Source organism: Streptomyces sp. NPDC031426, assembly GCF_055581585.1.
Window position 1 is genome coordinate 411,747 of record NZ_JBVIJE010000007.1, and the last position, 14,094, is coordinate 425,840.

Here is a 14,094-nt window from a genome sequence, read left to right on the forward strand (position 1 = left end):
TGAAGGCATAGGCTCACCGCCATGCCACCGGCCAAGAAGCGTGCCCGCAGCTATGACCCCGCCAGGACCCGTGCCGCGGTCCTGGCCCAGTTCGGAAACGTCAGGGATGCCGTGCGCGGCCTCACCCGGGAGCAGCTCGCGCTGCCCACCCGGCTCGGCGAGTGGACCGTACGCGACCTGGCCGTGCACATCGGCATGGCGCTCACCGCCGTCCACCGCTCGCTCGCCCTGCCCGAGCCGGCCAAGGCGGACGCCGTCCTGCTCGACTGGCCCTTCGCCACCTCGGCCAACGCCGCCGCCATCGACGAGTTCACCCGGAACCTGTCCGGCGAACACCCCGACCTCGGCGCCTACCTCACGGAGGTCGACCGGTCGACGCGCGCCCTGCTCGCCGAGCACCCCGGCACCCGGATCCTGCAGACGAGCGCCGGTGCCATGCCCCTGGACGACTATCTGGTCACCCGCGCCGTCGAACTCGTCGTCCACACCGACGACCTCAACGCCGCCCTCCCGGGCCTGCAGATCCCGTACGACCGCCAGGCCCTGGCCGCCGCCACCCGGCTGCTCGCCGACGCCCTCGCCGCGAAGGCGCCCGGCGGCTCCACGGAGGTGCGGGTGCCGCCGTACGCCGTGGTGCAGTGCGTCGAGGGGCCCCGGCACACCCGCGGCACCCCGCCCAACGTCGTGGAGACCGACCCGCTGAGCTGGATCCGGCTCGCCACCGGCCGTCTGAGCTGGCAGGACGCCCTGGAGGAGGCCAAGGTGAGCGCCAGTGGGGAGCGGGCGGACATCGGGGGGCTGCTGCCGCTGATGGCGTAGCGGAACCGGTCCGGCCGGTCTACCGTCGAATCGTTATGAACCGGTACAAGCAGCGCATGATCCTCGCGCCGGCGGCCGCCGTGCTCGCCGTCCTCACGGTGGCGTGCGGCAACGGGAGGGCGGACAGTGGTGCGGTGACCGTCCAGCAGCCCGTGACCGGCGTCGACTGGCGGGTCGACAGCCTGACCGTCGGCGGTACGACCCGGCACGCGCCCGCCTCGGCCCGCCTGCGCATCGACGCGGACGGCAAGGCGGCAGGCAACCTCGGCTGCAACCAGTTCAGCGCGCGGGTCACCGTGCACGGCGACCACCTCACCTTCGGCGACCTGCGCACGACCCGGATGGCCTGCGCCCCGGACCGGATGGACTTCGAGCGCGCGCTCGCCCGCGCGCTCACCACGGGCACGCTCGTCGCCGAGACGCAACACGCGAAACTGACGCTCACGGACGGCGACGGCGACCGCATCCACCTCAGCCGCAACGCGCCCGGATGATGTGCGACACCTCACTCACTCCCCGGGTGAACCGGCCCGCGACCGGCGCCCGCAGCGCCGCCTCCGACGCTCAGAACCGCGAGCACACCTCGTTGAACTGCGCAAACGCAGAAACCGCCAAGGTGATCGGGAAGCGCTTGTCCGTCAAAGGCACGTATCCCCAATTCGGACCAGTGGTCGACCTCGCCTACACTCGGTGGCGTGCCACGTGGTGACGGTCGACTCAATCACGATCTGCTTCCCGGCGAGAAGGGCCCCCAGGACGCTTGCGGCGTCTTCGGTGTCTGGGCTCCGGGTGAAGAGGTCGCAAAGCTCACGTACTTCGGGCTCTACGCCCTCCAGCACCGGGGTCAGGAATCCGCGGGAATCGCGGTCAGCAACGGCTCCCAGATCCTCGTCTTCAAGGACATGGGCCTGGTCTCCCAGGTCTTCGACGAGACCTCGCTCGGTTCGCTCCAGGGTCATATCGCGGTCGGACACGCCCGCTACTCGACCACCGGCGCCTCCGTGTGGGAGAACGCCCAGCCGACGTTCCGGGCCACCGCGCACGGTTCGATCGCGCTCGGCCACAACGGCAACCTGGTCAACACGGCGCAGCTCGCCGAGATGGTCGCCGACCTGCCGAACGACAACAACAGCCGCTCCAGCCGGGTCGCGGCCACCAATGACACCGACCTGCTGACGGCGCTGCTCGCCGCCCAGGTCGACGAGGACGGCAAGCCGCTGACCATCGAGGAGGCGGCCCACCAGGTCCTCCCGAAGGTGCGGGGTGCCTTCTCCCTCGTCTTCATGGACGAGCAGACCCTCTACGCCGCCCGTGACCCGCAGGGCATCCGCCCGCTGGTCCTCGGCCGTCTGGAGCGCGGCTGGGTGGTCGCCTCCGAGTCCGCCGCCCTGGACATCTGCGGTGCCAGCTTCGTCCGCGAGATCGAGCCGGGCGAGTTCGTCGCCATCGACGAAAACGGTCTGCGCAGCTCTCGATTCGCAGAAGCGAAGCCCAAGGGCTGTGTCTTCGAGTATGTGTACCTGGCCCGCCCGGACACCGACATCGCCGGCCGGAACGTGTACCTGTCCCGCGTGGAGATGGGCCGCCGGCTGGCCAAGGAAGCGCCGGTCGAGGCCGACCTGGTCATAGCGACCCCGGAGTCCGGCACCCCGGCCGCCATCGGCTACGCGGAGGCCTCCGGCATCCCGTTCGGCGCGGGTCTGGTGAAGAACGCGTACGTCGGCCGTACCTTCATCCAGCCCTCGCAGACCATCCGCCAGCTCGGCATCCGCCTGAAGCTGAACCCGCTGAAGGAAGTCATCAAGGGTAAGCGCCTGGTCGTCGTCGACGACTCGATCGTGCGCGGCAACACCCAGCGGGCCCTGGTCCGCATGCTCCGCGAGGCCGGCGCCGCCGAGGTCCACATCCGGATCTCCTCGCCGCCCGTGAAGTGGCCCTGTTTCTTCGGCATCGACTTCGCCACGCGCGCGGAGCTGATCGCCAACGGCATGACCATCGAGGAGATCGGCACCTCGCTCGGCGCCGACTCGCTCGCCTACATCTCCATCGACGGCATGATCGAGGCGACCACCATCGCCAAGCCGAACCTGTGCCGCGCCTGCTTCGACGGCGAGTACCCGATGGAACTGCCGGACCCCGAGCTGCTCGGCAAGCAGCTCCTGGAGACCGAGCTGGCGGCCGGTCCCGCCGCCACGGCCGCGGCCGACGCGATCCGTCGCCCGTAACACCGCAGTACGACACGAAAGCTCTCACAGTCATGTCTGAGACAACTGGTGCCAGCTACGCAGCGGCGGGCGTCGACATCGAGGCGGGCGACCGCGCGGTCGAGCTGATGAAGGAGTGGGTGAAGAAGACCCAGCGCCCCGAGGTCCTCGGCGGCCTCGGCGGCTTCGCCGGGCTCTTCGACGCCTCCGCCCTCAAGCGCTACGAGCGCCCGCTGCTCGCCTCCGCCACGGACGGCGTCGGCACGAAGGTGGACGTCGCGCGCCGCATGGGCGTCTACGACACCATCGGCCACGACCTGGTCGCCATGGTCATGGACGACATCGTGGTGTGCGGCGCCGAGCCGCTGTTCATGACGGACTACATCTGCGTCGGCAAGGTCCACCCCGAGCGCGTCGCGGCGATCGTGAAGGGCATCGCGGAGGGCTGTGTGCTCGCCGGATGCGCCCTGGTGGGCGGCGAGACGGCCGAACACCCGGGGCTGCTGGGTGCGGACGACTTCGACGTCGCCGGGGCCGGTACGGGCGTCGTGGAGGCCGACCGGCTGCTCGGCGCGGATCGCATCCGCAAGGGCGACGCGGTGATCGCCATGGCGTCCTCCGGGCTTCACTCGAACGGGTACTCCCTGGTCCGCCACGTCCTGCTGAACACGGCCGGCCTGGCCCTGGAGACGGAAGTGGCGGAGTTCGGCCGCACCCTCGGCGAGGAGCTGCTGGAGCCCACCAAGATCTACTCGCTGGACTGCCTGGCGCTGACCCGCACCACGGACGTGCACGCGTTCTCGCACATCACCGGCGGCGGACTCGCGGCCAACCTGGCCCGGGTGATCCCCGACGCGCTGCACGCGCGCGTGGACCGCTCCACCTGGACCCCGGGCGCGATCTTCGACCTGGTCGGCAGGACCGGGAACGTCGAGCGCCTGGAGCTGGAGAAGACCCTCAACATGGGTGTGGGCATGATGGCGATCGTCCCCGCGGAGTCCACCGAGGTGGCGCTCGCGACCCTGGCCGACCGCGGCGTCGACGCCTGGGTGGCCGGCGAGATCACTGACCGCGGCGACAAGGAGACGGGCGCGGAGCTGGTGGGGGACTACGCCGCCTGATCCGGGCGCCGGCGATCCGGGGACGCCGGCGGTCCTCTGGCCGCCGGTGATCCCGCGGACGGCGGTGATCCCGCGGACCGTGGTGATCCGGCCGGCTGTGATGATCCTGCAGACAGCACAGAAGCCGGTCGGTGGCTGTGCCACCGACCGGACTGATGCTCAGTGCAAGGTCAAGCGCCTCGACGATGCTGTGCGGGACCTTCGTCCTCGTCCTCGTCGTCGTCCTCGTAGAGGTCGGCGTAACGGGAGTACAGGTCGTCGTCGTCATGCTCATCGGCGTCCTCGAAGCGGTCGCCGTTCGGCGACTGGTTCGACGTCGATGCGCCCAGCTCCTCGGCCAGGCGTGAGAGGTCCGTCCCACCGCTGTTGTACTTCAGCTGGCGGGCGACCTTCGTCTGCTTGGCCTTGGCCCGGCCGCGCCCCATGGCTCGACCCCCTCAACGACGGGGCTCGACGGCCCCAGAGTCTGACACGCGTTCATGATCCGGAACGGACTCTCCGTGGAGAGGCCGGTCCGTAGGGCTTCCACGGTACCTGAGCCCGCGCCCATACGGTACGTCGCCCGCAGCACGCGCGTGTGCCCTGGACCTTCGAGGCGCCCCGTCCTCGCTGGTCAGTGGCGATTTTAACCACTTATCGGGGAACGACCCGCCGATGGAAGTGAGAGTTCTCTCCAAGTCCCCACCGGCGGGTACCGCTCACCTGTGCGACGGACTCAGTGCGCGGCGCGGCTGCCGCGCGCGTCGGCCATCCGCTGCTCGGCGATCCGGTCGGCCGCGGCGGCCGGCGGAATCCCGTCTTCCTTCGCACGTGCGAAGATTGCCAGGGTGGTGTCGAAGATCTTCGCCGCCTTGGCCTTGCACCGGTCGAAGTCGAACCCGTGCAACTCGTCGGCCACCTGGATCACTCCGCCGGCGTTCACCACGTAGTCCGGCGCGTAGAGGATGCCGCGGTCCGCGAGGTCCTTCTCCACGCCCGGGTGCGCGAGCTGGTTGTTGGCCGCGCCGCACACCACCTTGGCGGTGAGCACCGGCACGCTGGCGTCGTTCAGGGCGCCGCCGAGCGCGCAGGGGGCGTAGATGTCGAGCCCCTCGACCCGGATCAGCTCCTCGGTGTCGGCGACCGCCGTCACGCCCTCCGGGTACTGGTCGACGATCCGCCGGACGGCGTCCGCGCGCACGTCCGTGATGACGACCTCGGCGCCCTCGTCCCGTAGGTGCTTCACCAGGTGGTGGCCGACCTTGCCGACGCCGGCGATGCCGACCTTGCGGCCGCGCAGCGAGGGGTCGCCCCACAGGTGCTGGGCGGAGGCGCGCATGCCCTGGTAGACGCCGAAGGCGGTGAGCACGGAGGAGTCACCGGCCCCGCCGTTCTCCGGGGAGCGGCCGGTGGTCCAGCGGCACTCGCGGGCCACGACGTCCATGTCGGCGACGTACGTGCCGACGTCGCACGCGGTGACATAGCGCCCGCCGAGCGAGGCGACCATGCGGCCGTAGGCGAGGAGCAGCTCCTCGGTCTTGTCGCGCTCCGGGTCGCCGATGATCACGGCCTTCCCGCCGCCGTGGTCGAGGCCGGCCATGGCGTTCTTGTACGACATGCCGCGCGCGAGGTTGAGGGCGTCGGCGATGGCCTCGGCCTCGGTCGCGTAGGGGTAGAAGCGCGTGCCGCCGAGGGCAGGGCCCAGGGCGGTGGAGTGGATGGCGATCACGGCCTTGAGGCCGGTGGCGCGGTCCTGGCAGAGCACGACCTGCTCATGGCCGCCCTGGTCCGAGTGGAACAGGGTGTGCAGGACATCAGCAGACGCGCCGGTTACGTCGGTCACTGTGGTGACTCCTGTGTAAATAGCGGCGAGTGGGGTCGGACCCCGTACGGGTGGCAGGGTGCCGTGGCATGAGCGTAGAGCCTTGGCGCGACCACCATCCGTGCAGTGTTCAGGATCACTCTGCCGCGCCTCGTCCGCACGCATGACCATGGCACGATTTGCAGTGGTTTCGAGCCGGGCCCGATGGGGAGGGAGCAGGCGTGCCGAAGGTGTCCTCCGTGGTCGTCCCCTATGCCGCGTACCTGCGCGTGTACGAGCCGCTGGGCGCCTTCCCGGAGCCGGAGCGCGGCCACTGGACGCGCTACGCCCGCCGCCCCGACCGCCCCTCCTACCAGGACGAACTGCGCCGTTCCCTGGCCGACTTGCTGCCCACCCCGCCGGTCGCGGTGCCGGTGCACGAGAGCAGCGACGCCTTCGTGCTGGAGGTCGACGGCGTGGTCTGCGTCTGCCCCTGGCGGACCCGGCTGCGCGGCTGGCAGGCGCTCGGCGAGCTGGCGGAGGAGCTGCCCGCGCCGGTGCTGGACGCGGTGCTGCCGCCGGTCGTGCGGCGCCAGGCGGCCCAGGACTACGAGCGCTGGCTGGCCCGCAATCCCGACGCCCGCCCATGGATCCGTACGGCGACCTGGCAGGTACCGCTGAACTGGTTCGTGCTGGTCTCCGACGAGGAGCGGCGCTACGAGAAGGGCACCGCCGAGGTGCCGCCGCTGCTGCGCTACCGCACGCCCATGGTGCAGGCCCGGCGGCGGGTGGCGCGGGCGCTGCGCACGCTGAAGGACGCCGTCGAGGAGGGCCCGCTGATCGACGGCCTGGTGGACGTCGGCCGCTGGCTGGAGGAGTTCCATCCGCGCTCGCTGGTGGAGCTGGACTACGGCGGCCTGGTGCATGTGCTGCCGGCCGGTGAGCTGGAGGGCGACCACTCGGCGGCGGACGTGGCCGAGGGCATCGAGGCGTTGCGCATGGGCGACGGCGCGGCAGCCGGCGAGGCCTATGTGCGGCTCGTCGAGCGGTGGCGGGCGGTCCGGGACCGGCGTTCGGCGAACTGAAGTGCCGGAATCGCTCGAAGAGTGACGTACGTCACGGCCCAAACGGCGTCGAACGACGTACGGTCTAGGCCACTTGACCCTGTGACGGGACGTTGGTCCCGATCCGGACTTTTGCCCCAAGGGTGATGGACGGCACTTACACGGCCCTTGCGCCGCTTGCCGCTCCTCATGCCAAAATAGGACAAGGAGTCCGGGGGAGACTCCGTCCGTCCAGCTGTGTTCCATTGTGGGCGGAAACTCAGCATTGCACGCTTTGGGGGGTCTTGTGACTCCTGATCGCCACTGTGACTGATCGTCACAGTGGCGTGACTGTCCGCTATGGCATGGTCCATCGGCTTCCGTCGCTGATGAACACCTGGGAGGGCAATTCCATCGGTTTGGCCGACGCGGCTGGACAGATGGTGTAGTTGTAGTGCCGAGGACAAGCCGTTCGTCCTATAACCGACTCGACTCGCGTCCGCCATTTCGGGCAACGCGGGTCAAGGTGCAGAATTTAGAGGAAAGAACCGAGAAGGTTCGGTTCTCCCGAGGAGGCCGCTCATGACCGCTCGCACCCCTGATGCCGAGCCGCTGCTGACCCCGGCTGAGGTCGCCACGATGTTCCGCGTCGACCCGAAGACGGTCACGCGGTGGGCGAAGGCCGGCAAGCTTACGTCCATCCGCACGCTCGGCGGGCACCGCCGCTACCGCGAGGCCGAGGTCCGCGCACTGCTCGCGGGCATCCCGCAGCAGCGCAGCGAGGCCTGAACAACCGAATAACCGGGCAAACCGGCAGGTCCCCCAACCGGCCGAGGCGCCCGAAACCCTAGCTCCAAGCGACGCGGGACCTGCCCCAACAGGGCCCTCGCCCAAGCCGAAGAGAACGTTGCAGGCAGCGACACAGGGTGCGTCGTAGATCGCGCTGGACTCCGCCGGGTCCAGCGCGATCTTTTTGTGCGCTGGTCGGGGTGCGGATGGGTCTCTGTGCGCGGCCTTGTCGGAGTCTGGTCAGGGCTGTCGGAACGGCTGTGCGTGAGCCCTGAGGGTGGTGCAATTGCACATATTAAATTGACCAGTTGTAGGACGGGGCTAAGTACCGCCCTTTCAAAAACTCATGCGGTGACTCCCGTCACATGCCGGGATGCTTGTTGCCTCCGGCGTGTGTGCGCTAGTGGAAGCCTGTGTTCCAGGGTCCCACGCACGTACGGGTGTTGAGGCCGCAGATGGTCACGCGGTACGGGGACGTTCGTCCGCGACGGCCTCCTCGCCCGTCTCCTGGTACCGGGGGCCGGCGTCCAGTGCGAGCCGCAGCAGGTGATGGCAGACGGGGCAGCGGCGGGTCAGATGCCGGTAGGACGAGGCGGCCGCCAGATGGGCCCTGAGCAGCGCCCGCGTCTCATGCCTGCCCGAAGCCGCCATACCCCACCTCCAAGGGCCCCGTAGAGGTACGCGGGCCTTGTCTTCTGGGTACCGGCGGAATGTGACGTCGTCAAGGGCACGGGGTGGCTCCGCCGGTTCAGCCGCTTCCCGGGGGTGCCCCCGACCGGACCCCCTGGGGCTGCGCCCCCGGACCCCCGCCACGGCCCTGAACGGGCCTCGTCCCCAATCGCCGGACGGGCTGGACACGGACCGGCACGAAGAGGCCAACGCGATGTGCCGGCCTACGGAAGGGCCCGCGTCCGGCTGCGGACACGCGCCCTTCTTCTGTGCGGTCCTGACGGGATGTGCCTTGTCCGATTGCGGCTCCGCCGCGGGAGAGGCCTCGGTGGGGGGTGTTGGGCGGGGTTCTGTGGTGGGTGTGAGGGCTTCGGGGCGTGGTCCTGGCTGTTTGCCCGGCCTGATTGCGGCTGTGCCGTGGGTGGGGCCTCGGTGGGGGTGTTGGGCCCGGTTGTGTGGTGGGTGTGGGACCTTCAGGGGGGTGATCCTGGCGGGATGTGCCCTGACCGATTGCGGCTCCGGAGCGGTGCGGCCTGGGTGGGAGGTTGTTGGGCCCGGTTGTGTGGTGGGTGTGGGGCCTTCGGGGGTGCGGTCCCGGCGGGATGTGCCCTGACCGATTGGGGCTCCGTGCGGGTGCGGCCTCCGTGGCACGTCGAAGGGCCCGCTTCCTTGACGGATGCGGGCCCTTCTTTGATGCGGTCCTGACGGGATTTGAACCCGCGGCCTCCACCTTGACAGGGTGGCGAGCACTCCAAACTGCTCCACAGGACCAGGTTTCGCGGCGCTCGTTTTGTGCACTGCGCTGCGAGAAGAGACTGTACAGGAGGTGGGGCCGCCTGGTCGAACTCACCCCCTGTGTCCGAGCGGTTACGGCACGGCCGCGTCGATCGCCTTCACGATCCGCTTGTCGGAGACGGGGTACGCCGTGCCGAGGGCGTGGGCGAAGTGGCTGACCCGCAGCTCCTCGATCATCCAGCGGATGTCCAGGACCGAGGACGGCACCGGGCGGCCCTTCGGAAGCTGTTCCAGGAGCCAGGCGTACTCGTCCTGCATCTCGTGGACCTTCTCCATGCGCGTGGTGTCCCGCTGGACGTTCGTCGGCATCTGCTGCAGACGCCGGTCCGCGGCCACCAGGTAGCGCATCAGGTCGGGCAGGCGCCGTATGCCCGCCCAGGTGACGAATCCCGGCTTCACGAGGGCGTCCAGCTGCTTGCGTACGTCCGTCAGGTTCGCCAGCAGCGCGGGGCTGCTCACGGCCTTCAGACGGCGCTCACAGGCCTGCCAGGCGGCAAGGACCTGCTGCACCTGGGCGACCGTATGGACCGTCGTGTCGACGATCTCCGCGCGCACCTTGTCGTACAGCTTCCGGTACGACTCCTCGTCCCAGACCGGCCCCCCGAAGTCCGCGATCAGCTTGTCGGCCGCCGCCATCGCGCAGTCGTCGAACAACGCCTGGATGGAGCCGTGCGGATTCGCGGAGAGCGCCAGCTTCTGGGCGTTCGTCAGCTTCTCGGACGCGAACTTCGCCGGGTTCACCGGGATGTTGCGCAGGATCAGCCGCCGGGTGCCCTGCCACATGGCCTCGGCCTGCTCGGCCTCCGTGTCGAAGAGCCGCACCGAGACCGTGTCGCCGTCGTCCACCAGCGCCGGGTACGCCTTCACCGGGTGGCCGGCCCGGCGGGTCTCGAAGACCCGGGTGAGGCTTCCGATCGTCCAGTCGGTCAGCCCCTTGCGCTCCAGCGACTCGCCGCCCTCCCGGGACGCGGTCGCTGCCGCCGCCTGCGACAGCGCCTTCCTCGCCTTCGGCTTCAGCCTGAGCTTCAGCGTCTCCAGGTCCTTGTCCTCGGCCAGCTTCCGGCGCCGCTCGTCGACGATCCGGAAGGTGATCCTGAGGTGGTCGGGGACCTTGGACCAGTCGAAGTCGTCCGCCTCGAACGGGACGCCGACCATCCGCTTCAGCTCGCGGGCCATCGTCACCGTCAGCGGCTCCTGCAGGGGCACCGCCTTCTCCAGGAAGGCCTTCGCGTAGTTCGGCGCAGGTACGTAGTGACGGCGGATCGGCTTCGGGAGCGAGCGGATCAGCTCCGTCACGACCTCCTCGCGCAGGCCCGGGATCTGCCAGTCGAAGCCCTCGTCCGTGACCTGGTTGAGGACCTGGAGCGGGATGTGCACCGTGACGCCGTCCGCGTCCGCGCCCGGCTCGAACTGGTACGTCACCCGGAACTTCAGCTGCCCCTGCCGCCAGGAGTCCGGATAGTCGGCCTTGGTGACCGCCTCCGCCGACTCCCGGATGAGCATCTCCCGCTCGAAGTCCAGGAAGTCAGGCTGCTCGTGCCGCTTCCGCTTCCACCAGGAGTCGAAGTGCGCGCCGGACACGACGTGTTCGGGCACCCGCTGGTCGTAGAAGTCGAAGAGCGTCTCGTCGTCGACGACGATGTCCCGGCGCCGCGCCCGGTGCTCCAGCTCCTCGACCTCGCTGAGGAGTCTGCGGTTGTCGGCGTAGAACTTGTGATGCGTGCGCCAGTCGCCCTCCACCAGCGCGTTGCGGATGAACAGCTCGCGGCTCGTCTCCGGGTCGATGCGGCCGTAGTTCACCTTGCGCTGGGCGACGATCGGGACGCCGTACAGCGTGACCTTCTCGTACGCCATCACGGCTGCCTGGTCCTTCTCCCAGTGCGGCTCGCTGTACGTCCGCTTCAGAAGGTGTCCGGCGAGCGGTTCGACCCACTCGGGCTCGATCTTGGCGTTGACCCGCGCCCAGAGCCGGCTCGTCTCCACCAGCTCGGCCGACATCACGAACTTCGGCTGCTTCTTGAACAGCGCCGAGCCCGGGAAGATCGCGAACTTGGCGTTGCGGGCGCCCAGGTACTCGTTCTTGTTGCCGTCGCGTACGTCCTTCATCCCGATGTGGGAGAGCAGGCCGGCGAGCAGGGAGGTGTGGATGCGGTCGGCGGGGGCGTCGGTACCCGCCGCAGGCTCCTCGAGGTGCATGCCCATCTGCTTGGCGACCGTGCGCAGCTGGGTGTAGATGTCCTGCCATTCGCGGATGCGCAGGAAGTTCAGGTACTCCTGCTTGCACATCCGCCGGAAGGAGCTCGATCCCCGCTCCTTCTGCTGCTCGCGGATGTACCGCCACAGGTTGAGGTAGGCGAGGAAGTCGCTGGTCTCGTCCTTGAAGCGGGCGTGCTGCTGGTCGGCCTGCGCCTGCTTGTCGCCCGGGCGCTCGCGCGGGTCCTGGATGGACAGCGCGGCCGCGATGACCATGACCTCGCGGACACAGCCGTTCTTGTCGGCCTCCAGGACCATGCGGGCCAGGCGCGGGTCGACGGGCAGCTGGGCCAGCTTGCGGCCGGTGTCGGTGAGGCGCTTGCGCGGGTCCTTCTGGGCGGCGTCGAGCGCGCCGAGCTCCTGCAGCAGCTGTACGCCGTCACGGATGTTGCGGTGGTCCGGCGGGTCGATGAAGGGGAACTTCTCGATGTCGCCGAGGCCCGCCGCGGTCATCTGCAGGATGACGGAGGCCAGGTTGGTACGGAGGATCTCCGCGTCCGTGAACTCCGGGCGGGCGAGGAAGTCGTCCTCGGAGTACAGCCGGATGCAGATGCCGTCGCTCGTACGGCCGCAGCGGCCCTTGCGCTGGTTGGCGCTGGCCTGGGAGATCGGCTCGATGGGCAGCCGCTGGACCTTGGTGCGGTGGCTGTAGCGGCTGATCCGGGCGAAGCCGGGGTCGATGACGTACTTGATGCCGGGGACGGTCAGGGACGTCTCGGCGACGTTCGTGGCCAGAACGATCCTGCGCCCGGTGTGCGGCTGGAAGACCCGGTGCTGCTCGGCGTGCGAGAGCCGGGCGTAGAGGGGCAGGATCTCCGTGCCCTGCCAATCAGCGCCTCCGGCGCGAGGGTACCTCTTCTTCTCCAGCGCGTCGGCGGTGTCCCGGATCTCCCGCTCTCCGGAGAGGAAGACGAGGATGTCGCCCTGGCCTTCGCCCTGCAGCTCCTCGACCGCATCGCAGATCGCGGTGATCTGGTCCCGGTCGGTGTCCTCCGAGTCCTGTTCGAGGAGCGGGCGGTAGCGCACCTCGACCGGGTACGTCCGGCCGCTGACCTCGACGATCGGGGCGTCGTCGAAGTGCCGGGAGAAGCGCTCGGGGTCGATGGTCGCCGAGGTGATGACGACCTTGAGATCCGGCCGTCTGGGCAGCAGCTGGGCCAGGTAGCCGAGCAGGAAGTCGATGTTGAGGGACCGCTCGTGGGCCTCGTCGATGATGATCGTGTCGTAGGCGCGCAGCTCGCGGTCGGTCTGGATCTCGGCGAGCAGGATGCCGTCCGTCATCAGCTTGATGAAGGTGGCGTCCGGGCTGACCTGGTCGGTGAAACGCACCTTCCAGCCGACGGACTCGCCGAGGGGCGTCCTCAGCTCCTCCGCCACGCGCTCGGCGACGGTACGGGCGGCGATACGACGGGGCTGGGTGTGCCCGATCATGCCGCGCACCCCGCGCCCCAGCTCCAGACAGATCTTCGGGATCTGGGTGGTCTTTCCGGAACCGGTCTCACCGGCCACGATGACGACCTGGTGATCGCGGATGGCCGCCGCGATCTCGTCCTTCTTCTGGCTGACCGGCAGCTGCTCGGGGTAGGCGACGGCGGGCACGCGGGAGCGCCGCTCGGCCATGCGGGCCTCGGCCCTGCCGACCTCCGCCTCGATCTCGGCGAGGACGGCGGCGCGGGCCTCCGGCTTACGGATCTTGCGCGCGCCCTCGAGCCGCCGGCCGAGCCGCTGTGCGTCGCGCAGCGACAGCTCGGTCAGACGGGGGGCGAGGGTGCCGAGAGCGGGGGCGGGATGCGTAGACATACGCGGTCCAGGATCTCACCCCGCCCGAAAAACACGCGAACCATTTGACGCGGGGTACGGGGGAGCGCCCCGAAGGGGTGCGGGGACACCCCCCGGCGAGACGCCGGCGCTTTCCCCAGGACGTGCGCTGGGCCGGTTTCTCTAGGATGTGCGCTGGGCCGGTGGCGCGGAGGCCTGCGCACCGCTGTGCTGGCCCAGCGCGATCGACTTCGCCGTGTTGGAGATGGCCTTGATGCCCAGGTAGGCGGTCGTCATGCTGCTCACGGCGGTGAACGCGGCGGTCAGTATGCCGACGATCACGGACTTGTCCCCGTCGAGCCGCCACACCCCGACGATCGCGACTGTGACGATCGCGAGATTGCTGACGACGATCGCGAGCAGTCCGTACCGCGCCCGGACCTTCTCCAGCTGGGTGTCCCCCGTCACGGCGGTGGCCTGGTCCTGGCTCATCTCCCCGCTCCATTCAGCAGCTCTGCGACCCGTGCGTCCACCTGAGCCCGGTCATACCCACGCCGGACGATGTCGAACAGTGGCGGCGCTCCGAGTGCCGTGCCTTCGGCCAGCCGGGTCAGATAGGTGTCCACCTGGGCGCGGTCGTAACCACGCCGAGCGATGTCGAAGCCCCGGAAATCGCCTGCCATGAATGTCCCCCTACGACGGACGAAGGCCCCGTTCGCTGAACCGGGCCTTCTGGCTGTGGCTGGGGCCGGGGTCGAACCGGCGACCTTCCGCTTTTCGGGCCGCGTGCAGGTGGGGCGCGCCTTGATCATAGGGCTGAACCGCGTCGGCTGTGTAAGCAACTCAGATCAAGGCTTTACCTG

At 69.4% G+C, this 14,094-nt stretch carries 12 protein-coding genes and 1 tRNA gene; 6 read left to right on the top strand and 7 right to left on the bottom strand.

Annotated elements, in window-relative coordinates; all coding sequences use genetic code 11:
• Positions 1-21: 21 nt before the first annotated feature.
• The 4 genes from ACZ5NH_RS17460 (at position 22) to purM (ending at position 4,144) form a co-directional block, all read left to right on the top strand.
• Complete coding sequence (locus ACZ5NH_RS17460; RefSeq protein WP_468776087.1) at positions 22-819, top strand: maleylpyruvate isomerase family mycothiol-dependent enzyme; 798 nt, start codon at positions 22-24, stop codon at positions 817-819.
• Positions 820-854: 35 nt separating this feature from the next.
• Positions 855-1,313, top strand: a complete 459-nt coding sequence (locus ACZ5NH_RS17465) for an META domain-containing protein (protein ID WP_451551473.1) — start codon at positions 855-857, stop codon at positions 1,311-1,313.
• Positions 1,314-1,514: 201 nt separating this feature from the next.
• Positions 1,515-3,044, top strand: a complete 1,530-nt coding sequence (gene purF / locus ACZ5NH_RS17470) for an amidophosphoribosyltransferase (RefSeq protein ID WP_450984715.1) — start codon at positions 1,515-1,517, stop codon at positions 3,042-3,044.
• A gap of 32 nt (positions 3,045-3,076) precedes the next feature.
• Positions 3,077-4,144 carry a phosphoribosylformylglycinamidine cyclo-ligase gene (gene purM / locus ACZ5NH_RS17475; protein ID WP_468776088.1) on the top strand — a complete coding sequence of 356 codons (1,068 nt, stop codon included), beginning with the start codon at positions 3,077-3,079 and terminating at the stop codon, positions 4,142-4,144.
• A 170-nt stretch (positions 4,145-4,314) separates the two neighbouring features.
• On the opposite strand, the gene ACZ5NH_RS17480 is transcribed toward purM, so the two are convergent.
• A complete protein-coding gene (locus tag ACZ5NH_RS17480) occupies positions 4,315-4,569 on the bottom strand; it encodes a DUF3073 domain-containing protein (RefSeq protein WP_388622429.1) in 255 nt (84 codons plus the stop codon).
• Between the two features lie 290 nt (positions 4,570-4,859).
• Positions 4,860-5,966 carry a Leu/Phe/Val dehydrogenase gene (locus ACZ5NH_RS17485; protein WP_388622427.1) on the bottom strand — a complete coding sequence of 369 codons (1,107 nt, stop codon included), beginning with the start codon at positions 5,964-5,966 and terminating at the stop codon, positions 4,860-4,862.
• Between the two features lie 200 nt (positions 5,967-6,166).
• Here ACZ5NH_RS17485 and ACZ5NH_RS17490 point away from each other — a divergent pair, with 200 nt between their 5' ends.
• A complete protein-coding gene (locus ACZ5NH_RS17490) occupies positions 6,167-7,009 on the top strand; it encodes a DUF8083 family protein (RefSeq protein ID WP_388622426.1) in 843 nt (280 codons plus the stop codon).
• Between the two features lie 540 nt (positions 7,010-7,549).
• Entirely contained in the window at positions 7,550-7,756 is a 207-nt protein-coding gene (bldC, locus tag ACZ5NH_RS17495; RefSeq protein WP_003949541.1) for a developmental transcriptional regulator BldC, read from the top strand.
• Between the two features lie 459 nt (positions 7,757-8,215).
• On the opposite strand, the gene ACZ5NH_RS17500 is transcribed toward bldC, so the two are convergent.
• The 5 genes from ACZ5NH_RS17500 to ACZ5NH_RS17520 form a co-directional block, all read right to left on the bottom strand.
• Positions 8,216-8,407, bottom strand: a complete 192-nt coding sequence (locus tag ACZ5NH_RS17500) for a DUF6274 family protein (protein ID WP_388622424.1) — start codon at positions 8,405-8,407, stop codon at positions 8,216-8,218.
• Between the two features lie 714 nt (positions 8,408-9,121).
• Positions 9,122-9,196 (bottom strand) — tRNA-Asp (locus tag ACZ5NH_RS17505).
• Positions 9,197-9,292: 96 nt separating this feature from the next.
• Positions 9,293-13,273: an ATP-dependent RNA helicase HrpA gene (gene hrpA, locus ACZ5NH_RS17510; protein WP_468776092.1), complete on the bottom strand. Its 3,981-nt coding sequence runs from the start codon at positions 13,271-13,273 to the stop codon at positions 9,293-9,295.
• 141 nt (positions 13,274-13,414) lie between these two features.
• Complete coding sequence (locus ACZ5NH_RS17515) at positions 13,415-13,723, bottom strand: hypothetical protein (RefSeq protein ID WP_388622420.1); 309 nt, start codon at positions 13,721-13,723, stop codon at positions 13,415-13,417.
• A complete protein-coding gene (locus tag ACZ5NH_RS17520; protein ID WP_468776094.1) occupies positions 13,720-13,914 on the bottom strand; it encodes a DivIVA domain-containing protein in 195 nt (64 codons plus the stop codon). Before ACZ5NH_RS17520 ends, ACZ5NH_RS17515 begins: the two co-directional genes overlap by 4 nt.
• Between the last annotated feature and the right edge of the window lie 180 nt (positions 13,915-14,094).

Coding starts and splice junctions, on each gene's coding strand:
- ACZ5NH_RS17460 (WP_468776087.1), top strand. CDS start 22: ATGCCACCGGCCAAGAAGCGTGCCCGCAGCTATGACCCCGCCAGGACC.
- ACZ5NH_RS17465 (WP_451551473.1), top strand. CDS start 855: ATGAACCGGTACAAGCAGCGCATGATCCTCGCGCCGGCGGCCGCCGTG.
- purM (WP_468776088.1), top strand. CDS start 3,077: ATGTCTGAGACAACTGGTGCCAGCTACGCAGCGGCGGGCGTCGACATC.
- ACZ5NH_RS17480 (WP_388622429.1), bottom strand. CDS start 4,569: ATGGGGCGCGGCCGGGCCAAGGCCAAGCAGACGAAGGTCGCCCGCCAG.
- bldC (WP_003949541.1), top strand. CDS start 7,550: ATGACCGCTCGCACCCCTGATGCCGAGCCGCTGCTGACCCCGGCTGAG.
- ACZ5NH_RS17500 (WP_388622424.1), bottom strand. CDS start 8,407: ATGGCGGCTTCGGGCAGGCATGAGACGCGGGCGCTGCTCAGGGCCCAT.
- hrpA (WP_468776092.1), bottom strand. CDS start 13,273: ATGTCTACGCATCCCGCCCCCGCTCTCGGCACCCTCGCCCCCCGTCTG.
- ACZ5NH_RS17515 (WP_388622420.1), bottom strand. CDS start 13,723: ATGAGCCAGGACCAGGCCACCGCCGTGACGGGGGACACCCAGCTGGAG.
- ACZ5NH_RS17520 (WP_468776094.1), bottom strand. CDS start 13,914: ATGGCAGGCGATTTCCGGGGCTTCGACATCGCTCGGCGTGGTTACGAC.